The sequence below is a fragment of the Dyadobacter sp. AC419 genome, from assembly GCF_979253085.1.
In genome coordinates this window covers 85603-107931 of record NZ_CEEDCD010000022.1, presented here as the reverse complement: position 1 = coordinate 107931, position 22329 = coordinate 85603, and the positions used below count along the sequence as shown (strand labels likewise).

21 protein-coding genes and 1 pseudogene are annotated in these 22329 nt (G+C 45.4%); 6 read left to right on the top strand and 16 right to left on the bottom strand.

Going from position 1 to position 22329, the window contains the following annotated elements; genetic code table 11:
* Positions 1 to 25: 25 nt before the first annotated feature.
* The 5 genes from AC0IYG_RS19280 to AC0IYG_RS19260 all read right to left on the bottom strand — a co-directional run bounded on the left by AC0IYG_RS19280 (position 26) and on the right by AC0IYG_RS19260 (position 5434).
* Positions 26 to 1345: a sugar MFS transporter gene (locus AC0IYG_RS19280; protein ID WP_471712719.1), complete on the bottom strand. Its 1320-nt coding sequence runs from the start codon at positions 1343 to 1345 to the stop codon at positions 26 to 28.
* 273 nt (positions 1346 to 1618) lie between these two features.
* On the bottom strand, positions 1619 to 1741 hold the full coding sequence (locus tag AC0IYG_RS19275; protein ID WP_471712718.1) for a hypothetical protein: 123 nt from the start codon (positions 1739 to 1741) through the stop codon (positions 1619 to 1621).
* A 63-nt stretch (positions 1742 to 1804) separates the two neighbouring features.
* Positions 1805 to 3157 (bottom strand): Gfo/Idh/MocA family protein, encoded by a 1353-nt coding sequence (locus AC0IYG_RS19270; protein WP_471712717.1) that lies wholly within the window; start codon positions 3155 to 3157, stop codon positions 1805 to 1807.
* Positions 3158 to 3197: 40 nt separating this feature from the next.
* Entirely contained in the window at positions 3198 to 4205 is a 1008-nt protein-coding gene (locus AC0IYG_RS19265) for a Gfo/Idh/MocA family protein (RefSeq protein ID WP_471712716.1), read from the bottom strand.
* 170 nt (positions 4206 to 4375) lie between these two features.
* Positions 4376 to 5434 (bottom strand): LacI family DNA-binding transcriptional regulator, encoded by a 1059-nt coding sequence (locus tag AC0IYG_RS19260; RefSeq protein ID WP_471712715.1) that lies wholly within the window; start codon positions 5432 to 5434, stop codon positions 4376 to 4378.
* Positions 5435 to 5835: 401 nt separating this feature from the next.
* Here AC0IYG_RS19260 and AC0IYG_RS19255 point away from each other — a divergent pair, with 401 nt between their 5' ends.
* Positions 5836 to 7284, top strand: coding sequence for an arylsulfatase (locus tag AC0IYG_RS19255; protein ID WP_471712714.1), 1449 nt, complete (start codon positions 5836 to 5838; stop codon positions 7282 to 7284).
* A 4-nt stretch (positions 7285 to 7288) separates the two neighbouring features.
* Here the strand turns inward: AC0IYG_RS19255 and AC0IYG_RS19250 are convergent, their stop codons facing one another.
* The 4 genes from AC0IYG_RS19250 to AC0IYG_RS19235 all read right to left on the bottom strand — a co-directional run bounded on the left by AC0IYG_RS19250 (position 7289) and on the right by AC0IYG_RS19235 (position 10534).
* Positions 7289 to 7702 (bottom strand): putative toxin-antitoxin system toxin component, PIN family, encoded by a 414-nt coding sequence (locus AC0IYG_RS19250; protein ID WP_471712713.1) that lies wholly within the window; start codon positions 7700 to 7702, stop codon positions 7289 to 7291.
* Positions 7703 to 7933: 231 nt separating this feature from the next.
* On the bottom strand, positions 7934 to 8551 hold the full coding sequence (locus AC0IYG_RS19245) for a response regulator (protein WP_471712712.1): 618 nt from the start codon (positions 8549 to 8551) through the stop codon (positions 7934 to 7936).
* 53 nt (positions 8552 to 8604) lie between these two features.
* Positions 8605 to 10179, bottom strand: coding sequence for a tetratricopeptide repeat-containing sensor histidine kinase (locus tag AC0IYG_RS19240; RefSeq protein ID WP_471712711.1), 1575 nt, complete (start codon positions 10177 to 10179; stop codon positions 8605 to 8607).
* Positions 10172 to 10534: a hypothetical protein gene (locus AC0IYG_RS19235; protein WP_471712710.1), complete on the bottom strand. Its 363-nt coding sequence runs from the start codon at positions 10532 to 10534 to the stop codon at positions 10172 to 10174. The genes AC0IYG_RS19240 and AC0IYG_RS19235 overlap by 8 nt, the downstream gene beginning before the upstream one ends.
* 194 nt (positions 10535 to 10728) lie before the next feature.
* On the opposite strand from AC0IYG_RS19235, the gene AC0IYG_RS19230 reads away from it, so the two are divergent.
* Positions 10729 to 11133 (top strand): hypothetical protein, encoded by a 405-nt coding sequence (locus AC0IYG_RS19230; protein ID WP_471712709.1) that lies wholly within the window; start codon positions 10729 to 10731, stop codon positions 11131 to 11133.
* 33 nt (positions 11134 to 11166) lie between these two features.
* Here AC0IYG_RS19230 and AC0IYG_RS19225 read toward each other — a convergent pair whose 3' ends face one another.
* The 3 genes and pseudogenes from AC0IYG_RS19225 to AC0IYG_RS19215 all read right to left on the bottom strand — a co-directional run.
* Positions 11167 to 12357 carry a peptidoglycan DD-metalloendopeptidase family protein gene (locus tag AC0IYG_RS19225; RefSeq protein ID WP_471712708.1) on the bottom strand — a complete coding sequence of 397 codons (1191 nt, stop codon included), beginning with the start codon at positions 12355 to 12357 and terminating at the stop codon, positions 11167 to 11169.
* A gap of 55 nt (positions 12358 to 12412) precedes the next feature.
* Positions 12413 to 12685 (bottom strand): DUF1579 family protein, encoded by a 273-nt coding sequence (locus tag AC0IYG_RS19220; RefSeq protein ID WP_471712707.1) that lies wholly within the window; start codon positions 12683 to 12685, stop codon positions 12413 to 12415.
* A gap of 4 nt (positions 12686 to 12689) precedes the next feature.
* Positions 12690 to 12911: pseudogene (locus AC0IYG_RS19215) on the bottom strand (DUF1579 family protein); the annotation flags it as partial.
* 205 nt (positions 12912 to 13116) lie between these two features.
* Here AC0IYG_RS19215 and AC0IYG_RS19210 point away from each other — a divergent pair.
* Together AC0IYG_RS19210 and AC0IYG_RS19205 are read left to right on the top strand one after the other, a co-directional pair.
* Positions 13117 to 13512: a type 1 glutamine amidotransferase family protein gene (locus AC0IYG_RS19210; RefSeq protein WP_471712706.1), complete on the top strand. Its 396-nt coding sequence runs from the start codon at positions 13117 to 13119 to the stop codon at positions 13510 to 13512.
* Positions 13460 to 14131, top strand: coding sequence for a GlxA family transcriptional regulator (locus AC0IYG_RS19205; RefSeq protein WP_471712705.1), 672 nt, complete (start codon positions 13460 to 13462; stop codon positions 14129 to 14131). The genes AC0IYG_RS19210 and AC0IYG_RS19205 overlap by 53 nt, the downstream gene beginning before the upstream one ends.
* 81 nt (positions 14132 to 14212) lie before the next feature.
* On the opposite strand, the gene AC0IYG_RS19200 is transcribed toward AC0IYG_RS19205, so the two are convergent.
* The 4 genes from AC0IYG_RS19200 to AC0IYG_RS19185 all read right to left on the bottom strand — a co-directional run bounded on the left by AC0IYG_RS19200 (position 14213) and on the right by AC0IYG_RS19185 (position 20596).
* Positions 14213 to 18373 carry a carbohydrate-binding protein gene (locus tag AC0IYG_RS19200; protein WP_471712704.1) on the bottom strand — a complete coding sequence of 1387 codons (4161 nt, stop codon included), beginning with the start codon at positions 18371 to 18373 and terminating at the stop codon, positions 14213 to 14215.
* A gap of 178 nt (positions 18374 to 18551) precedes the next feature.
* Positions 18552 to 19157, bottom strand: a complete 606-nt coding sequence (locus tag AC0IYG_RS19195) for a hypothetical protein (protein WP_471712703.1) — start codon at positions 19155 to 19157, stop codon at positions 18552 to 18554.
* The gene (locus tag AC0IYG_RS19190; RefSeq protein ID WP_471712702.1) at positions 19154 to 20257 is read right to left on the bottom strand and encodes an alpha-amylase family glycosyl hydrolase; all 1104 of its coding nucleotides are present in this window, start codon (positions 20255 to 20257) and stop codon (positions 19154 to 19156) included. Before AC0IYG_RS19190 ends, AC0IYG_RS19195 begins: the two co-directional genes overlap by 4 nt.
* Positions 20258 to 20332: 75 nt before the next feature.
* A complete protein-coding gene (locus tag AC0IYG_RS19185; protein ID WP_471712701.1) occupies positions 20333 to 20596 on the bottom strand; it encodes a filamentous hemagglutinin in 264 nt (87 codons plus the stop codon).
* A 202-nt stretch (positions 20597 to 20798) separates the two neighbouring features.
* Between AC0IYG_RS19185 and AC0IYG_RS19180 the strand changes: the two genes are divergently transcribed.
* Together AC0IYG_RS19180 and AC0IYG_RS19175 are read left to right on the top strand one after the other, a co-directional pair.
* Complete coding sequence (locus tag AC0IYG_RS19180) at positions 20799 to 21074, top strand: ArsR/SmtB family transcription factor (protein ID WP_471712700.1); 276 nt, start codon at positions 20799 to 20801, stop codon at positions 21072 to 21074.
* Positions 21075 to 21239: 165 nt separating this feature from the next.
* On the top strand, positions 21240 to 22322 hold the full coding sequence (locus AC0IYG_RS19175; protein WP_471712699.1) for an efflux RND transporter periplasmic adaptor subunit: 1083 nt from the start codon (positions 21240 to 21242) through the stop codon (positions 22320 to 22322).
* Positions 22323 to 22329: the final 7 nt, after the last annotated feature.

Below are 22329 nucleotides of genomic sequence, written 5' to 3'. Positions count from 1 at the left end.
ACCTCGAACGCCGAAAGCTGACTGCCTAGCTCCATCTCCTCAACTTATGCCCTTTCACTGCATAAAAAACGAGATATAAGTAACAAGGCAGCAGCACCCAGTAAGCCTGCCGCACATCCAGCGTATCTGCAAAATAGCCGTAGAAAAGGGGCATAATGGCGTTTCCGCAAAGCCCCATAATCATAATGGAGGCGCCTAACTTGGTAAACCTGCCCAGATCATCTAACGCCAGCGGCCATATGCCCGCCCAAACCAGCGAATTGGCCAATCCAAGCAACACGACAAACCAGATTGAAATGTCCGTTGTGTGTCCCAAGAAATTAATTTCTCCTTTGGCAAAAATGATCAGCAATGTAAAAACTGTCCCAAGCAATGTGCAGATTCTGAGCGCCGTAACCTGACTGATGTATTTTGGAATGACGGTGATTCCAATCAAATACCCGCAAATAGTGCAGAAAAGCGTGTAAGAAGGGAAGACCTTGGCTTCCAGCAGATCAATGCCCATTGAATTGGCATAACCTATAATGGTATCGATGGCAATCACCTGCGTTCCCACATGCAAAAAGATCGCTAATGCGCCCAGAACCAAATGTGGAAACTGGAAAATGCTCGTTTTGCCTGCATTGGCAGTTGCCAAATGTTCGCTTTCATGCTCTGTGTCAATCTCGGGCAAAGGTGATTTGTAAACCAAAAAACCTAGGATGAAAAGAAAGCTTCCGAGTCCAATGTATGGATTGATTACGCGCCGAATCAGCTCGTCTAATGCTGCACTGCGTTCGATGTCTGTCATCGAGCTCAGCTGCTGGAACATGGCCGTGTCAGTAGGGCGGAGGATCACGGCTGCAAAAACGATCGGCGACAAAATGCCGGCTGCTTTGTTGCAAATTCCCATGATGCTGATGCGCTGAGCTGCTCGTTCTTTTGCTCCGAGAATGGTTATGTAAGGATTAGCGGCAGTTTGTAAAATCGCCAATCCAATGCCAATTGTAAACAATCCCAAGAGAAAAATCTCATAAGTCCGCGACATAGCCGCAGGGACAAAAATGAATGCACCCAAAGCCATTGCCCAGAATCCAAACATCATTCCCTTCTTGAAACCCACCGCTCTCAGCAAATAAGAGGATGGCACAGACATGACGAAATAGGCAATGTAAAAGGCAAATGCAACGAGATAAGCCTGAAAACTGGTAAGCTCGCAAGCGATTTTGAAATACGGAATCAGGATCGAATTCACCCAGGAAACAAAACCAAAGATGAAAAACATCAACCCGATCAAAAAGATCGAGATCATCGTTTCCCGCTTCGAAAGATCTTCAACTTTGATTGCTATGGAGGCGTTTTTCATGGGTTTTTGGGCGATAAATCGCGGAACTCAATCCCGCGCTGGTATTCAAATATAGATCCCGCAACGAATCCGGGGCATTTCGCCATGAATTAAAATCCGGGGCTGATAATCCCGCAAACCGAATTCGGGGTTAATAAATCCCGCAACCCGAATCCGGGGCATTTCGCCATGGATTAAAATCCAGGGCTTTAAATCTATATCCCTGACGGAGATAATTCAACTTTACCGGTGCACCAATCCCCGTCAGGGGATGACGATCTCCAACCCCGGATTTTAATCCGGGTTATCCGGGTTATCCGGGTTATCCGGGTTATCCGGGTTATCCGGGTTATCCGGGTTATCCGGGTTATCCGGGGTTAATAAATCCCGCAACCCGGATCCGGGGCATTTCGCCATGGATTAAAATCCAGGGCTGGAAATCTAGATCCCCTGACGGGGATAATGATATCCATCATAAGATCAAACACTCGGTTCCCAGCCTTTCTGATATTCTCTTTTCCAGAGTTTTTCAGCCTCTTTGTTATTCTTAATATGTCCGTTCGAGGAATCAACATTCAATGTGCCTCCGGTGCGATATGCAATGTTGCCGAGCTGCGCGAGCAATGTGCTTTGGTGTCCGCCAACGATCTCCGAAGCCAGCGGCGTTCCTTTTTTGATCGCATCAAAGAAGTTCTGAATGTGCAATGCATCCAGCCCTTGCGACGGATTCATTTTGTTCCTTGGGTCAATGACAAAATCATTTTTTACTTCCTTAATGACTTTGTTATCAAGGCCGTAAATGGTGTAAGTGTTGCCTTCACCGATTTGCAGCGAGCCGTTTTCTCCATAAAAAATGACGCCCACGCTGCTGCCTTCATTTGTCCGGCCATTGCAGCTTCTGCCCTCCCAAGACATGGCCGTGTTGTTATCAAATTCCAGATTAATAACCTGCGTATCAGGAGCTTCCCAGTCATCTTTGTAACGGAATCGTCCACCAGAGGAAGTTACACGATTGGGATATTTAACCTGCAAACCCCAGCGCATCAGGTCCAGCATGTGCGTGCCGTTGTTGAGCGCTTCGCCCGTTCCCCACTTCCAAAGCCAGTGCCAATTGTAATGGATCAAGTTGTCTTTATAAGCGCGGCGCGGCGCGGGTCCCTGCCACAACTCGTAGTCGAGCCAGGCCGGAACGGCCGTTTCTTTTCCAACGCCTATGGATGCTCTGTTATTGGTATACCAGCCTTTTACAAAATAGGGACGGCCAATGGCACCATTATGCACTTCCTTAATCGCCGCCATAACATTCGGCCACGAGCGACGCTGGTTGCCCATTTGAATTACATTCTTATATTTCTTCGCCGCCGCGATCAGCATTTCCCCTTCGTTTGGGTTGTGGCTGCAAGGTTTTTCGAGGTAAACGTGCTTTCCAGCTTTTGAAGCCAGGATTGCAGCAGGCGCGTGCCAATGGTCGGGCGCCGCGATCACGAGAGCATCCATATCCTTATTTTCCAGGGCTTTCCGGAAATCAGGTGTGTTGGCAGGTTTGGACTTTTGAATGTCATTAACAGCACTAATGCATTTTTCTGCCGCCCTGGAATCCACATCCGAGATTGAAACAACCTCGCAATTTGGCTGCAAGGCGTAATTTGAAGAAAGCGCCAGACCGCGGCTGTTCACACCCATCACACCGACACGCACTTTTTCATTTGCGCCAATGATCTTTGCATAACTTTTGGGACTAAATCCAGGCAAAATGCCGCCGAATGTGAGCAATGCACTTCCTGCAAGCGTTTTCTTTAAAAAATCTCGTCTTTCAGTAGGAATATTTTTCATATCAATAATGATTAAGGATCTGACTGTTTACTGAGCGATTTTATCTGCCCTTTTTGGCTTTGTTTAAAACACTTTCCAATGTCACGCTCTTTCCGCCCTGACGTTTGCTTTCGTCCGCGGCTTCCATAAACGTGAATATTTCGATCGTTTCCTGCGGCGTTACAGGCATTTCACCCGTTTTGAAATACTTGATAATATCCACCAAAAGCGGCTCATAACCAGCATAAGGCCCCAAAACTTTGTTGCCATCTTCTGTAAAAACGGTCCCGCCGTAATCGTGCTTTCCAGTGCGCGTTCCACGGAATGTGCCTGTGCGGCCGTCGCCCCAGATGCCGACGACAATGTCCGTGTTAGGTGTGCTTACACGTGTGACGCTTTTGCAGCCCGTTCCCATTACGGTATAAAGCGTTTCCACGCCGTGAACGCCATACCAGAAAAAGTCAGGGTGGGTCTTTTCCAAAACGGCCGGACTGTATGTGTCCGCGCCTAAAACCTTGGCTTTATCAATGTTTTCCAGTCCTTTGATATAGCGCAAAGATGAAGCTGAAAAAACTGGAATTTTGTATTTTTCGGCAGCATTATAGATCGCGATCGCGTCTGATAATGAGCCTGCAACCGGTTTGTCGATGAACATTCTTTTGCCAGCTTTGAAAACCTCCAATGCTTGCTCCAAATGCAACCGGCCATCATTTGTTTCCAGCAAAATCACATCCGTTTCAGCCAATAATTCCTGAATTGAATCCGTGATTTTTACGCCAATTTTTTTTACTTCCTCAATGTAACCGGGGATGCGTTTTGTGCTGGATTCAATGTCTTTGCTTCCTTGCGGATAGGCTGCTGTGACCTTGTAACCGTCATAAACAGGGTCAGGCTGCGTGGCATTCAATGCTTTGGTAAATGCAATGCTGTGCGATGTATCCAAACCAATAATGCCCACACGTTTTCCATCAGCAACATTCGCATGGGCTGGCAAATAATCCAGTAATCCCAATCCGGCGCCGGTTACGACTGAGTTAATAATGAAGTTTCGTCTGCTCAGCGAACGCATATTTTGATTATATAAAAGTGTTTAGGAATAGCCAGAAACATGTTTCGGGCACGTACCCGTAAATATACAAACATATTTTTAGGAACAACTTATTGCAAGTTTTGATTGTAAATTATTTTGAAACAACTCAAAATGCAAATGCTTTATATGGTTGTTAGGGTGATTTACAATCAATTTTGATAAAATGCCTGATTCTCGCGCGTAACAATGTCAATAGGCATAAAATGAACCTTTTCCACTGTCTTTCCCAGCACAAGTGTCTCGTATAAAGCCATCAATCCGCGGTAACCCTGCTCTTCCGGCTTATGACAAATCAGGAAGTCAATCAAGCCTTCTTTCAGATAGCGAATGTTCTCTTTAAGGAAGTCGTAGCCGATGAGGGAAATGTCGGTGCGGTCATTTTTTTCAAGAAAAGTAGCAACAGACGCGACCCGGGAATTGGTTACAAAAATGGCTTCAATGTCTTCATGCGTAAGCAAGACGCGTTTCAGGTCGCGCGTCACAGAAAGATTATCCGTATCCTTAATGTCAACGCGGATGATTTCACCTGGAATTTTGTGGTCTTTAAAATAACTCCGGAAACCTTCCTCAATCTGGTGATAATTATAAGTGTCTGTGTCTTTTGAAATGTTGACGACCAGCACCTTATGCTTTTCTTTTAACCGATAAGTAAGCAATTTCGCTCCAACATAACCACTCTGAAATAAATGCGGACCGATGTATGCAAGGTTATCCTGATCCGGAATGTCGGAATCAATGAATGTAAAAGGAATTTTGAGCTTATGGCACGTTTTGACAAACTCCGTGGCTTCTTCCAAAAACGAAGGCGCCAGCAAAACGCCATGAAATGTTCCCTCAAGAATCTTTTTGGTTTGTTCGGTAAACGACTGATGATCATTAAGATCGAACAGAAATGTGCTCACCTGCACGCCATATCGTTTGATCTCATTCTGCGCACGAACAATGCCTTTCAGCGGCGCTTCCCAGAAATCCGTTTCCTCAGAAACTTTTGGGAGCAATACGGCAAGGGAAATGATCTTCCGCGAAGCAAGCCGACTTGCTAGTATATTGGGTTGATAATCAAGCTCTTTTATAATTTCATTGATCTTCTTTTTGGTCTTCTCAGAAACGCCGGTGCGGTTGTGAATTACCCTGTCAACCGTTGCAATTGAAACATTAGCCCGCCGCGCAATCTCCTTAACGCCAAAATAAGTGTTGTCCTTTTCCATCCGGAAGGTAAAATGTGAGTAATGTGCAAAGAAGTGTCAATTTAGGAAATCTACCTGTCAATCAGCCTTCACACAACACAGCGCTTAAAAAAGTTTGTGGTAAACAGCGCAAGAATTTGCCTTCAAGTGCACCTGAGGCTATTGTTTGTTTGATTTTTTAATTCTTATTTTGTCTATCAATTAAGTAGATTATTTAATTCTGAAACGCAGCAATCGAGATATATTGAACCCTGATACCCTATAAGACAGCGCAGTCCGACTTGCCGGAATTTTCGGTGGTTGTCAATTCATGCCAGTCGCCTGGCTGTCGTAGGGTATCAGGGCAAAGATAGCCGCAGGTTTTACAAGTATTCCAGCGGTTTCAATGTCTTTTTGAAGTATATCAAATATAGTAGTAAATAATGAAAAACGTTATTGCGCTGTTTTGCTGCCTCATATTTAGTGTCACCGGACACCATTTAGCTGCACAAACTGCAAAGCCGGGGCGACCCAACATTATCTTCATTTTAGCGGACGACCTGGGTTACGGAGACGTAGGTTTCAATGGTCAGAAATTAATCAAGACACCAAATATTGATAAGCTGGCGCGGGAGGGAATGATATTCAATCAGTTCTACGCGGGCACATCCGTTTGCGCACCTTCGCGGTCGTCGCTGCTAACGGGACAGCATACAGGCCACACTTACATTCGCGGAAACAAGAGCGTTTCGCCGGAAGGCCAGCAGCCCATCGCGGATTCGGTGCTCACCGTTGCTGAGATTTTGCAGAAATCCGGTTACGTCACCGCAGCATTTGGGAAATGGGGACTTGGGCCGGTTGGTTCGGAAGGAGATCCTAACAAACAGGGTTTCAATCAATTCTACGGCTATAATTGCCAAAGTCTGGCGCACCGCTATTATCCGAACCATTTGTGGGATAATAATAAAAAGATCATTCTGGAAGGCAACAAAAACCTGCGCTATAATAAGGAATACGCGCCGGATCTGATTCAGGAAAAGGCATTGCAATTTGTGAATGTGCAGGATGGGACAAAGCCTTTTTTCCTGTTTTTGCCTTACATTCTTCCGCATGCAGAACTGATTGTTCCTGAGGATAGCATTTTGCAATATTACAAAGGTAAATTTGAGGAAAAGCCGCATAAGGGCGCAGATTACGGTGTTAATGCCAAAGATGGCGGTTACGCTTCCCAAGAAATTCCGCGGGCAACATTTGCAGCCATGGTGACGCGGCTGGATATGTATGTCGGTCAGGTTTTGGAAAAATTGAAGGAAAAAGGTTTAGATAAAAATACGCTGATCATCTTCACAAGTGACAACGGCCCGCACGTTGAAGGCGGCGCAGATCCTAAGTTTTTCAACAGCAGCGGCGGGTTTCGGGGCGTAAAACGCGATTTATATGAAGGCGGTGTTCGCGAGCCATTCGCAGCACGCTGGCCGGCAGTGATCAAGCCCGGCACCAAAAGCGACTATATAGGCGCATTCTGGGACATTCTGCCAACATTTGCTGAACTGGCGCAGGCTCAGGCACCACAAAACATTGACGGCATTTCCTTCACCGATGCATTAAAGGGCAAAACCACCCAGAAAAAGCATGATTATTTGTATTGGGAATTCCATGAACAAGGTGGTCGTCAAGCCGTTCGCCAGGGAAATTGGAAAGCCATTCGGTTAAAAGCTGCTGGCAATCCCGACGCATTGGTCGAGCTTTACGATCTCTCAAAAGACCCGGGCGAAACCACAAACCTCACGCCACAATTTCCAGAAAAAGCCAAAGAGCTAGGCCAGATCATGAACCGCGCCCACGTTTCGTCAGTATTGTTTCCGTTTGGGAGTTTGGTAACGACGGAGTAGGGGGTTAAATCCTTGTGATAAAACTGGCGATGGTCATAATTTGCGTTTTTTCAATTATGCCCAGATCGAGGAGGTCATGGTCGCCTGTGAGCAAATAGTCAGCATTTCCATCAATTGCCAAGGCCAGCAGAAAGTTGTCTTTCGGATCTCTGCACTGCGTTTCTATTGTGGAAACCTGAATAAAATCTGCATATTCTTCGATAGAATCGAGTATCGCTTCTAAATTATCGGGAGAGAAATATTTTCGGAATTTTGGTCGGCGGGCAACTTGCAAGAACTCTTGCAACAACTCTTCGCTGAATATCAGACGACATTTGCCAGAAAAAAGGATCTTATCAAGCTTTGCAAAATCTTTTGAGATGAGGAAACTGATCCAAAGATTTGTATCTAAAATTATCCGTTTAGGCTTATTTCTCATAACGCTTCGTGCGAACCAATTCTATTTCCCTGGTGATTTCATCCATTTTGGGAACTGATTTGTTTGCGGAGCGTAGTCGTTTGAGTATTGAAGCAAATCCTGAGGCAGACGGTTTCTCTATGGCGATGAGTTCAAGATCCGCGAGGTTCTTAAGAAGCTTTGTCGCCTTAGGATTCAATATGCTTATTCTTAATGTGTTCATGCTCAAATTTAAACAAAACGAGCTAAAAATCAAATCAACCCCAACCCCGCGGCCAGCTTGATTAGTGATGCTGTGTTTGAGACTTCGAATTTCATGAGGAGGTTTTGGCGGTGGCTGTTGACGGTGGTTACGCTAATGAAAAGTTTGTCGGCGATTTGTGGATTGGTCATTCCTTCGGCGATGAGGATGAGCACTTCCTTTTCACGACGAGTGAGAAACGGGACGGTTTTGGGCGCAGTGGTTGCCGCGGCCTGATCGAAATTGACATTCATGAAATAGCCGCCAGCCTGAACCTGGTGAATGGCTTCCAGGATTTCTTCTTTACTCGAACTTTTGATCAAATATCCCGAAGCACCATTCTGGATCATGCGCGACACATATGCACGTTCGCTGAATGTGCTCAAAGCAAGCGTTTTCACTTCCGGAAATTGTTCCTTAACCTTTTTGCAAAGCTCTATTCCGCTGATATCGGGCAGGTTAATGTCCAGAAATGCAATGTCGACTTCGTTGTTTTTAAGAAACGCAATTGCATCAATGGCATTCGTCGCTGTGCCTACGACCGATATGCCCTCACTTTCTGACAAGAGCGATTTCAGGCCTTCCAGCACTAGCGGATGGTCATCTACAATTAGGATTCTGGCGTTCATAAGTTCGAGGTTAGTATGGTGAAGTTGCGCTGAGATCGCATTGCTAAAAGAATTTACACCACAATTTCTACCAAAACAGAGGTTCCTTCTTCCGGCGTCGATTGAATGTCCAGCTTGCCGTTCAGATAATCAACACGTGCCTGCACATTCCTGAAACCCGCTCCTTTGCTCGTTTCGAGGCTTTTTACATCAAATCCCTTTCCATTGTCTTCCACGGTAAGACTTACATTGCTGCCGATCCGTGTAAGCTGAACCTGCGCTTCTGTGGCCTCGGCATATTTCAGCACATTGTTCAAAAGCTCCTGGACGACACGGTAAAGGACGATTTCAATAGACGAGTCCAGGCGTTCTTCAAAACCAAAATCCTGCATAGTAACCTTTAATTGGCCGGAAGCGCTGATTCCTTCGCAAAAATCATTGAGTGCGTCGATCAGCCCGAACCTTACCAATGTTTCGGGCATCATACTGTGTGCCACGCGGCGCATTTCGCTGATTGCGCCGTCAAGTTGTGTGAGTGCCCGGGTAAAGGTCATAGCGCTTTCCTCGGGCAGAATTACATTTCCTTTCACGGAATTCAAAGTTAATTTAATACCAGATAATAGTCCGCCAAGACCGTCATGGAGGTCTCTGGCAACGCGGGTGCGTTCTTCTTCCTGACCTTTCAAAATAGAATTTGTGGCCACGAGTTGTTTTTCCTGTTGCAATTGAAGCACTTCTTTTTCAGCGATTCGTTTTAGGATTGTAATGTTTCGGTAAACTAAAACAGAGATCAGCGTTACAGCCATCAGTCCTGCAATGAGACTATAAATGAGTGTGTTACGTTTTTGTTTTTCTTTTCTAAACTGACGATCTGTTTTTTCTTTTTGGGCGGTCAGATATTTTGTATCCAGTTCCTGCAATTGTTTCTGCACGTCGAGGCCCTGAATTGAGTCGTTCAGAATCGTGTATTTCATCAGATAATCGAACGCGCCTTTGTAATTGTTTTCACGCGCCAGATCGGTTGCATAGTCTTCATAAAGCTCAACCAAATGATCCGTCATCTCGTTGGCTTCCGCGATTTTCAGCGCGTCCCGCGTGTATTTAGCCGAAAGCTTTACATCATTACTATCCTCGGCCACGAACATTAATGCACGCAAACATTCCATTTCCAAAAACACATTTCCCGTTTTTCTGGCCAGATCCAGTCCCTTTTCACCGTATTCCCGTGCAATGTCAAGCTTTTTCAAACCGCGGTTAACACGGCAAAGTCCGCCGTAAGCCTGCACAACGAAAATGTCCGACTTGATTTTTTGCGCGACAACAAGTCCTTCTGTATAAGCCGCCAAACCTTCTTTATAGCGCTTTAAATTGAAATAACACCCGCCGAGATTGGTGAGAATGTCTGCAAGCGTCAGACTGTCTTTCATGGGGCGCGCCAATTGCAGCGCTTTTTGCTTGTATACCAGCGATTTATTAAAAAGATTGGCGTGCTCAAACGCTGAGCCCATGCTGATATAAAGTCTTGGCAAAAATTGTTTCATTCCCAGCTTCTCGAACTGGTCTATCGAGCGCTGATAATATTTGATTGCCTCGGTGAAATTGCCCATATAAACATAACTGGTGGCAATGTTGGCGTGACTTTTACCCATGTTCACCTGATGGTTCATCCGGTTTTGCTATTTCCAGGCTTTCCTTGTTCAGTTTCAGTCCTTGTTCAAATTTCCCCTGCAAATTCAGAATGTAAGTGTAATTGGAGCGAAACTTGAATTTTCCAAGATCATAATCCAGCTTTTGGCTTAATGCTTCCGCTTTTAGATAATATTTTCCCGCACTGTCGAGGTTATTATTTTCGAGGAGGTTACCATATTCAATGTAGGCCAGCACCCGGTTGGTGTCTTCTTTACTTTCCCTGATTTTTTTCAAAATGACATTCGCATCACCGCTTTGCGCCATCGCATGGACATAAAGGAAAAACAGAAAGGCAGTCTTGTAAACGAATTTCATTGCCACACGGAGGAGTTTTTTCTGGAAAAATACGTCCGCAAAATTCTGAAATAAAACCATTGAATAATATCCTCTAAAAGCATGATTTTTCGAAAATCGTACTTTCAGAGGATTGATTGCCTGCGGCCGGTCCGCCTACCTTTGTCGAGTCAAAATGACAACTAATCATCTAATTATCATTTATTTAAACAGCCATGAAAAAGATTTTTCTGATTTTATTCCTGAGTACATTATTCTTCGCTTGTGAGAAAGACAAAGACAAAGATCCGGCTCCCGAACTGAGCGCGCAAGTTGCAGGGAATTACAAGATTACCGAACTCAACATTGACGGAACAAAGCAGCCGCTTAACGGAGCCGTGATCACAGTTCAGCTGGACAAATTTTCTGCGGAAGTGGTGACCGGTAAAATGAAGCTCAAATTGGATGGCGCTTCCGAACCGGACGAAGACCTGGGTTCAATTGCTTTGAAAAGCGCCGGAAGCTCAGGAATTGACTTGTATGAGGGAACGGAAAAGATCGGCAGCATAAAGTCAAATAAGCTGAATATTTTCGTTGTTTTCGAAAGTCAGGAAATTGAAATGATCGGGGATAAGCAGTAAAATGCATTGAAAAATCCGGGACAGATCCATTCGTTATCTGCTTCCGGATTTTTGCTGTTTTGCGGCGGAAATTTCACGGTTATACGCTTCGAGCGGCACGGTTGGAATGTAACCTTTGTCTCCGCTTTCAAGTGCCACGCGAAACCCTTTTGACATTTCGCCCAATATCCTTACCAACGTGTTTGCTGGCAAGGAACCGATTTTTTCACTCGCATTAAACTGCGGCGAAATGTACAAATTGGCCTTTTTCTTAATTCTAACCGTGTCGCCAAGCCAGCGTGATTGCTCCGGTAACCCTGGAATTTTTTGTTTGCGGTCATCAATAAAAGGCAATGGATTCACCGCACCTGAACCGCGCGCGTAAATGCCGAAATGCAAATGCGGCGCAGTGGTTATAGCATTGCCCGTGTTTCCCACCAGACCCAGTGTGTCGCCAATCACAACCCGCTCACCGACCGAAACCAGTTGACTATCCAAATGGGCATAATATAAGGAATACGGACTGCCCATTGATGACAGAAATACGACCTTCCCGCCCAGGTTATTCGTCCCGGTTTGTGTAATAAATCCATTTTGCGCTGCGACAACAGGCGTTCCGCGTTTAGCACGTATGTCAACGCCTTCATGCGACCGGATTCCGCCGTCGCGATCAGCACCCCAAAAGCTCATAATGGATGACATGCCGTGTCCTGAAACGGGAAATTCCAGCGATGGCAATGTAGTCAGGGATAGCGAAACAGCCGTTTCTTCATTCAAACCGGTTTGAAGGCGCAGCAGCAATGTGTCGGCGTTATCGTTGGAGTAGGTGATTGTTTGATCTTCTTGTTTCAAGTAATCCAGGCGTTGCGGCTTGCCATTTGCCTTGATCTTAAAAAGCTCCATAAAAAAATGCGCAGCTGTGTCTTTTGGCTCGCGCAATGGTGTAATTACCAATTTTCTTCCTTCCGGAATCTGTAAGCGAATGGCCTGTGCAGGGAAAGAATCGCCCAGATACGATCGTTCCTGATAGGGCGCCAGCGAAAAAACGGAATCATTCAGCACGGCTTCGCTGGTGCGGAACCACGTTAGTCCGGCTGTCGTTTTCTCAGCCTTCAATTTATAAAGCTCCCGCTCATAATGCTCTTGCGGCGTCACCGGGAACCAATGCGAAACGGGCACCGGCTTGCAGGACACGATTAATGCTATGATTAATGCGAGCAGTAAAAAACGGGTTGAATGTTTCATCGGGATGGGTTATGGCCTCTTACCCGATGAATAACAAATTCGTGCCATCCGGCATTTAGCTAACCCGCTTGTAAACGGTTTCTGTTGCTTTGTCTTCCTGGCCTTCCGGTGAAATGTTATAGGCTGTGATCATGAGATTATCGTTGTCGATCAGCTCAACGACGGTTCGCCAGCCCCACGGTTCGGGAATGTCGGGGCCGCCGTAACTTCCTAAAACAGAAAAACCGTTTTCCGATGCGGCTCCGCTGGATAGCATAATGCCCGTTCCCCATATGGAAACTGTCGATCCAGGCGGCCTGCAAGTTGTTGTTAGGGATGTCAAAACCATATATGGCAATGCCTTCAAACGGCGTTTCGGTTAATGATCCTTTGTATTCGTGCATCATAAACCGGCCGCCGAGGATGGGGCGGATTGTGCCTTCCATTGGGGATTCGTCGGCGACAACGCCTGGCTCAAACCATGTTTTTGTAATTCCTTTCCAGCTTCCTGCCAATGATTGAAGCTGATTGTGGACGCCTGATTCCAGCGAGATTTCGAATTTTGATTTACTCATGATTTTGCTTGCCATAAATGCGCAGATGGAAGATCCGCTCCTCATGGACTAATTGGAAAATTGTTTAGGACAATGTTATTTTTGTTTAAGACAAAAATAAGAATTATTAAATGCGGATGACATGTTTTAAAAGGTCATTGAAGAGGGGTATTTGAGACAAAAAACATTATCTTGCCAGGCAGTTTGCTTATTAATCGTCAGTTATATGATACAATTAGGTCTTTTAATTACAAACAAGCATCGGTTGCTGAGTGTAGCGGCCATTCTCGATGTGTTTGAATCTGCAAACATGTTTTACGAACGGGAACATGGTTCGCCTTTTTTCAACATCCGGCTATTTTCACCTGAGGCCAATCCCGCAGAACTTTACGGAACTTACGAAATCAGTTCTATTCATGCCGCTGACCAGCAGCAATTGATTCTGGTGCCCGCTTTTGGCGCTGGCGATCTCAAAGTTTCTATTGCTAAAAATCAGCCCTGCATTTCCTGGCTTTTGAAGCAGTTTCAAGGCGGTGCGGAGGATTGCGAGCTTTTGTACGGGTGCATTTTTGCTTGCAGCCGCGGGCTTGTTAAACGGAAAAGAAGCGACCACGCACATTGATGCTGCGATGACGCTCGCCTCTAATTTTCCCGAAGTGATCATTAAAAGTGACGCGGTGGTGACCGATGACAAAGGGATTTATACTAGTGGAGGAGCCACGAGCAGCTTTCATTTGATGCTTTATCTGATTCAGCGGCATTGTGGAAAAGAGCTAACACTTCGTACGGCGAAGATGTTTGCCATTGATATGGACCGTGAGCAGCAAACTTATTTTGGCACATTTTCGCCCTCGCTGGATCATGGCGATGGATTGGTGAACATGGCGCAGAAAAAGATTGAGAAAGAATATCAGGAAGGAAGCACGATTGAGACTTTGATTCAGGACATTCCCGCCAGCCGGCGTAATGTTGTACGGAGGTTCAAGCAAGCGGTGGGTGTGACGCCTATCGAATATTTGCAGCGCACCCGGATTGAAGCGGCAAAGAAGCTGCTCGCACAAACAGATCAAAGTGTGCTGGAAGTAATGCTGAACTCAGGTTATAATGATCTTAAATCCTTTCGGCAATTATTCAAAAAAAGCACGGGCGTTACGCCAAAAGAATATCGGGATAAATTCAACATTTCCAGGCTTGACGGGGCTCGAATGGCCAACCGCGTGACTGCACAATATCTTCATTAAAAAAGGTGGCTTAACAGTCTTTGAAGACAATGTTAAGCCACCTTTTACTTCCTAGTTTCTTCCTTATTCCTACTTCCCTCCTTAATGCACTTTTGCCAACTTGCGGAAAGTGCTTTCATTGCCCTGTTTTACTTCAATAATGTAGGCGCCGATCGGCAGGTTCTGAACATTCAGCTTGTGTGAAACCTTATTGCCCGATTTCTTGATCCGGTTGTCTCTATAAAGCCTACCCGTTCTTGCGTCAAACACTTTGAACTCGATATCGTCAGTGCTTTCATTGGCAAGCTCAATGTTGATAAAATCCGTAACCGGGTTCGGGAATACATTCACATCCACATGCAAAGGCGATTCCTTGGTTGACAGTTCGGGTGCCGCTGCTGTTCTGCCGTTAGCAAGTGTAGCGGCCATTACAAAAATCGGTGTCTCACTTACCGTAACCGTAACTTTTCCATTAACAATCGATTTTTCTTGCAAAGCCATTGAATTGCTTCCGGCAGTTGGTGTGAAAACCTGGGCTATTCCTTGTGCTCCCAAATCAAGTGTATATTCAGCAGTGCGCCCGATTTCGTCAGGAATTGTCAGGATATAAACTGACTTGCCATTCAATTCGTAACGGTCTACAATTGGGTCGGCGTGGATTGTTTCTTTGTAAATGTAATCACCAAACAGTTTTTTGGTTTGTATAAAATAATCGGCAGCCGGTCTGCGGGAGTAATCATCGTTCAGCAAGCCGGAAGATCCGAACATCCATTCCCATGCAGGATTGTCATCATACATTTGATAGTAAAAAATCTTTTCGATTCCGTGACGTGCAGAGAAAAGTGACGTGCGCAGAATCCAGTCAGCTTGGGTTTGTTTAGCCGTTTTGTTTCCGATAGGCATTGCTTTCAGCGGGCTGGTTTGGTTTAGGTCATAACCAGCCTCGGTGATCCAGACGGGCATTTCCTGTGACATTTCCTTGGAAGCTTTTACAAAGTCATCCAGGATAATGTGCGCATTTCCAACCTCAGGAGCCACGCCACACGTCGAAGTGCCGCTCTGGCTTGACGAAGCATCATCTGTATAAAGGTGGAAGTTTACAACGTCCCAGCAAAGATTTACACTTCCATCCGGTTTGTAACCTCTGAATTCCTTGCACCAATCAACCATTCCTTTGAGATAATCCGGGCCTGTCACCATTCCGGCAATAACCACCTTCATGTTTGGATCCGCATTTTTTACGCCAACGCCTGGTCCCATTGTGTTTTTATGGCCATCATAAAATGCTGAAATGTTGGCAGCATATTCGCGCGCGGTCTGATAGCCTTTACGGCCCTTCCACCACTTGTCGCGCTCGTTATCACATTCAATGTATTTGACCAGGTTCAACCCGATTTTTACCGTATTAGGATAGTCACCAAACCATCTTGGAATTGTATCCACTTTCAATAAAGTTGGGTCAACATTCACATTGCTTCCGTAACGGGCAACATATTGGAATGCAACTTTCGCTTGCTCAATGTAGGAAAGCGGGTCTTTAAAGTCTTTTCCATAGCGCACCGGAACATTCTCCGAATCCCTGTCTGCTTCGGGATAAGATGCCAGCATCCAGCCTGGAAGTGTTTTTAGGCAAGCTAAAACTTCAATTTTTTCTTGTTTCAGCCTTTGATAAATCAAATCGTAGTTCCAGCTTCCGCTCAAAGTCGGGTTGTAAGAGAAAACACCTTCTCTCGATTCTAATTTTTCCCAGTCCATGTAATGCCGGAATCCGGAAAAGCTTTTGGCCGCAGTCACTTTTGCTTCAACCAGTTTGTCCGTATTCGCGCCATCCTGGAAATTCCATTCATAGCCATTTACACCCAGCATATCGTTCAGCCTGATATTCTTCACACGTCCCGGTGCAGTGGAAGGCGCAGCGGGTGTGTAGGTTCCGTAAAATTCGATCTCGGTAGGAAGCAAATGCGGAATGGTCAGCACCAGATAACGAATGTTCGAAACAGGGGCGTCAAGATTGAATTGCGTATTTGAAGCTCTGTCAGGATAAGGTCCAACCCAGCCATTGTACACCGAACCCGTGAAAGTAGCCACCGGAATGCGGTTCCACTGATCATCAATAACTGACAAAATCAAAGGCTGATTTTCAGTTGAGCCTGTGTAATCAAAAAATTTAACGGCTTGCAAATTGATTTGTTCGCCGTCTCTGAGCGGATAGTAAGCGTCATAATAATCCACCACTTTTCCCCAGCCGGTAAGCACATCCTGTTGCGTGTTGCCATCAAACAACCCGTTAAGGCCATTGGCAGCATTAGTCAGCTGATACCATCGTTTTGGATCGAGGGCAATCTTGGTCCCCGCTATCGGATTATCAGGAATGGCCGGCGCCTTCACCGTTAATGTCCTGGTTACATTCGGAGCCGCCAGAAACTGGATGCTTCCTGCTTGCGACGCGATGATTGTAGTTTGACCGGCACCAACCAGGGTTGCTTTCCAAACGCCAGTTGCGTTAGAAACCGTCGCTACTGCGGTGTTTGATGAAGAAAAAGTGATCGGCGACTGATTGTTGTTGCTGCTTGCGACCAGATTAAATGCGCCATCCGCTAAGCTTTTTTCGCCTATTTCACCAAATGTGATTGTTGATTGCTGTTGAACTACGCCACTTGTGATTTCAAACCAGTTGAGATTAAAGGCACCGCGGTTGGCGTAAATGCGCAGGATTTGACTTCCTGCTGCAAGATTAACGGTTGTTCTGATCGTTCTGTAAGTATTCCAACCGCCTGTTTGCGGCACATCAACATTACCCAGGACTGCGCCCGCGCCATTTTTAACCTCAATGTTTCCATTTCCATAACTGTTGGAAATCCGGAAAGCGATGGTGTAAGTGCCAGCCGTTGCTATCTTAACATTGTAATCCAGCCAGTCGGCATCGTCAATATAAGTTACAGATGAGCCGTTGGCAGAATCTGTGGTTGCCTCTATGCGCACATCGCTGGCCACATCAAATGTTTCAGCTTCCATTTTGCCTGTGAGCAGGCGTGATGATGTTGCTTCAAACCAGTTAAAATTCCAGCCTGCTTTTAATGACTGAACTCTCAATGTCTCGTTTCCGGCTGGCAGGGCAACAAGCATTTTGACCGTTTTCCATGCCTGCATGCCGCCTGTTTGTGGTATGGTAAGGCGGCCCAGTTCTGTTCCGTCGCTCTTTTTTAATGCAAATGAGGCTTCGGGGCTGTATCCGTTGGCGATCCGATAACTAACTGTATAAATTCCTGGGACAGCTGTTGTGATAGGATATTCCATCCAACTGTCATCCTGAATCCAGCCGACATTTTGAACACCGGAAGTATCCGCAGTCACTTCGGTGCCTACATTATGCGAAGCAACGAAGTTTTCAGCTTCAATCTTTGTTGATGCTTGCTCGCGATCCGGTGACTGGTTTTCATGCACGAGCTCAAACCAGTTAAAATTAAAAGCACCTGACGGAGTTGCAATGCGGAGGATCTGGCTCCCTGCGGGCAAAGCCAGTTGCATGTTGATGGTCGACCAGCTCTGCCAGCCGCCAGTTTGTGGCACATTAACCTGCCCAAGGACTGTTCCTGCGGCATTTTTAATCTGAATGATGCCGGAACCGTAGCTGTTTGCAATTCTGAATTTGGCAGTATAAGGTCCGGCTGTTGCCAGTTTGATATTGTAATCCAAATAGTCACCATCATCAATATACCCCACATTCAAATTGCCGTCAACGTCAGCAGTCGTTTCTGTGCGGACATCACTGGCAGCGCTAAAATTTTCCGCTTCAATTCTGCCTGCGCCGGAAAGTGAGGCAGCTGCATCAAACCAGTTAAAGTTGAAGCCGCCTTTCGGTGCAAAAATCCGGATTTTCTGATTTCCCTGAGGAAGCAGGGCCACGAAATTAAGCGTGGTGTAATTCTGCATGCCGCCTGTTTGAGGCACAATGCATTGTCCAAGATTATCTCCACTGGCCGATTTAAGTACAATCGTAGCCTCCGGACTGTATCCATTGGCAACACGGAAACGGAATGTGTAATAACCTTGCGTGGTTACATTTACATTGTAGTCCATCCAGCTGCCATCTTGAATCCAGCCCACATTTGAGCCGCCGTTCACGTCTCCGGTTGGTTCTGTTCCAACCGAATTCATTGCTGTGTAATCCTCTGCTTCTACTCTTCCGGGAAGTGACTTATATGACTGTGCCTGAGTTATAAAGGAGGATAGTAAAAAGTAAGTAAGTAAAAGTTTTTTCATCCCTGACGATCAAATTTTTCGGGAATATACAATTTGTTTAAAGTAAAAAAATTGAAGTGTAGAAATTTTTCTAGGTCTTCGTATAAACTAAATGTCTTGTAACCTAAAATAACTCTACGGTTTTTGCGTTTTTTACCGCCCAAAAGCTGCTTTTATTAAATATAATACGCTGATTACACTAGTCGGCTACTTCAAGCAGATAAAAAGCATAAGGTTCAAGGATCAGGAAATCACCATCATTTCCAGCCTCAAAATAGTTTTCACGCCAGTGATCATATAGTTTTTGGGGCGCCAAACCATTGTAACGGAACGAGTGCCAGGTGAGATAAGCACTTTCATTGCTGTAATTGAAAATGCAGAACAACGCTTTCTCTTTTCCATTACGGACAAATCCGGCAATGTGAATGTTGTGTCTTGGAAGCCAGCGCGTATTGTTAATATCAGCCACGACAGGAAGTTTGGCGCGTATGGCGAGTAGTTTTTTAGTGGCCGTGTAAATTCTGTTTTCGACGGTTCCTTCTTTATAAACCAGCTTATTTTTTTTCCAATCAATCAAAGGTCTGTGCATCCAGCGGTTGTCATCGCTTTTGTCGGTGGCTTCCTGAAATGAATAGTCGTTCAGATAACCTGCTTCATCTCCGTAAAACAGCATCGGAAGTCCGCCAATAAAGAAACTGTTGGCCTGCATCAGCAATATTTTCTGAATTGAAATGTTGATCTGGTGCTCATTTTTCTCAGCAACTGCTTTTTCCAAACCGCATAATGATGCCAAAGTGCCGCTCATGCGTGCACGCTGCGTGTCCGGATCAAAGGAAAACAGCGCACCAGCTGACGTTGATCCCGGAAAAGCGCCGAGAAATAATCTTTCAAATATTTGTGATGCTGATAAGGCGTGAACCCCGAATCGAGAATCATCTGGTCATCGTAGCCGAGGTTAATGTCGTCGTGAGAGCGTGTGTACGTGATCCAGGAAGTGCCAAAAGGCTTTTCTGCCAATAAAGGTTGTGCGGCCATCATGATCGAAACCTGGCCCGAAGCGAGAGCGTCCCATTGCAAGGACATCTGCACGGAATTGTATGCAAAATCACATTCTTTGGCCAGATAGCGACCTTCACCAAAATATTTCAGCGTATCGTTCGGCGCAAAGGCTGTATCTGCCACCAATGCCATTCCGGGCGCTGTAACCTGAACGCATTGTTTCACAAGTTGTAAAACGGTGTGGATTTGGGAAAGGTCTACGCTGTTTTGCGTGTCGATCTGTAAAATGTCCGTTCCGATATTGGCATAGAACATTGCGTCAACCAATGTCTCGATTAACGCGTGCGGATGACGATTTGCAGTTTGATTTAGTGTGATATCCAGCATTAGATAAATGCCGTCGTCATGCATTTTGGAGCTTACCTCTTCCAGATCTTTTAATGTTTCAAAACGTTTGTCAACGCTTTCAATGTCGGGAATGACATCGCCCACTTCCGCTTCTTTTTCAGGATTTTCAAAAACAGGAATTAGGTGCAGGACATTCACACCCAGGTCGAGCAAATAATTAAATTTCTCGGGCAATGCATCCAGGTTTCCACAGAAGCGATCAACGTACAGGCTCATGCCTGCCAGTTGATTGCTCAAATACCAATTCTCATCCTTATTATGGTCTCGCTCCCTAAGCGTTTGCGATCTGTTCTGATGCGAAGCGATCAGCACTTCGATCAGGCGGGTGAAGCTGTCGTTATAGTCCGGGTGATTGGCGTAAAGCTGCGTAAAAAGGTCCCGGATTTCGGCAGCGTGTAAAACCAGTTTTGTATAAAATTTTTTATCGGCGCCTGCAATGTCAAGATTATTGTTTTGCACGGCGTCAAAGAGAGCTGTGACGATTTGATTGTTATTCATAATCCAAATATTTAAGCCACTTCCTCCGCTATTTCAGCCATGTGCGGCGCCGCAAGTATGGAGACGAATGCAGGTTTAAATAAAAGCAGGAATGTCCGGCTCCTGTCCTGGCAGCATAGGCTCCACTTCCGGCACGACCGGCTCAGCAGGCGGTAACTCAGGTTCTGGCTGAACAGGCGGCGTTTCGGGATCGCGTTCAAACGGAGGTGTTTCTTCCGGCACATCCGGCGACGGTACTTCCGGGCGCGGGTCAAAAGGTGGTGTTTCACGAGGGTCTGACGGATCAATCCCTACATTTGAAGAATCCCAATATTCGGAAGCAATTTGATAAATGTCCATGGTCTTATGAGTTTGTTGTTTACACTGATATGATGCTGTGAGATACAATAACTGTGCCGGGTTGGATGCTTCAGAAATTAGCCCAAATTGTGGGAAACAAAAAAAACTTTGCTTCCTGCGGAATTATTTATTGACTTACTTTGTAATCTACGCACTGTACAGTTTTATTAATATATTCAAATTTATCTATATATCGTTAGTCATGGAGGTCAGGAGAGTGGAGCGGATTTCGAAAGCGTTGAGCGACCCCAGCCGCATCCTCATTTTGCAGGAGTTGCGCCAAAAAGAAGATTGTCTGTATTGTCATGAAATCCCAGATTTTATTGACCTGACACAACCTTCTATTTCCCATCACGTAAAACAACTTGCCGATGCAGACCTGATCGTGGTCGAAAAGGAGGGAAGAAACGTGAAATACAAACTTAACAAAGCCATTTTAGACGAATACGTTCAGTTTTTGAACACATTGAAAGTCTAACTTTTTTTGCCCTGATATATTGATACATTCCAATATATTAATATGTAACCAATCGTTTATTTAGTCCTGGAAAGTCGCTTTAAAACTTTCCGGGTTAGCCTCCTCAAAAAGGGAAAGTTTTAACCTTATTTATCGAATATTTTAAATATTTAAATTCATCTATACATGGAAAAGACAATTCACTCTGCAAAAATCATCTCGGGCCTTATTATAACCGGGGTGATATTGCTGTCTGTATTCTTCAAAGGATACACGTCAGAAAAAACTGATTTGAAAAAACCGGCAGCTGCTGCCGCACCTCAGGCAGTAGGCGTTCCGGTGGACGGACAGGTGCTTCGCACGGAATCGCTAAATGAAGAAATGACCGTTTCGGGAACGTTGATGGCTTATCAGGAAGTGAGCATTACCAGTGAGCTGAGCCGCAAAGTGGTCGCGGTGCATGCGAAAGAAGGAAAATTTGTAAATGCAGGAACATTGTTGTTCAAATTAGACGATGCGGATCTGCTTGCTGAATTGGAACAATTGAAACAACAGGAAAAATTGGTCCTTTTAAATGAAAGACGACTTAAAGATCTGATTGACAGAGAAGCAGCGATTCAGCAAGACTATGATCAAGCATTTACAAACCTGAAAGTTTTGCAAGCTAAAATCGAGCAATTGAAAGTTACTATCGCAAAAACAAGCATTCGTGCACCATTTAGCGGTAACCTGGGCATTGTGAATGTTTACACCGGCGCTTTTGTAACTCCCGGAAGTCCGCTTGCATTGCTGACTGACAACAGCCGTTTGAAAATCGACTTTGCCATTCCTGAAAAACACGCGAACACGTTAAAATTGGGCGATGAGGTTGCATACCATGTTGAATCCAACGACAAAGTCTACAAAGGAAAGATCGTAGCGCACGAAGCGGGGCTGGATCAAAAAACAAAAACGCTCCTGATGCGTGCTGTGACGGAAAACAAAGGCAGCCAATTATTGCCAGGCCAAAGTGCTCGTCTTTCGTTGCGTTTAAGCAATACCGGTAATGCTATTTTGGTGCCAAATCAGGCTTTGATCCCTTCATCGAAAGGTTACAGCGTATATGTTGCCAATGCAGGCACAGCGGGTTTTAAATCCATTGAAGTGGGCGAACGGAATGCGTTTTCAGTGCACGTTACAAAAGGACTTGCCCCTGGCGATACGGTGATTACGAGCAATATGCTGCGTTTGACTCCCGGTTCAGCTATCCAATTGGTTTCTATTAAATAAATATCTA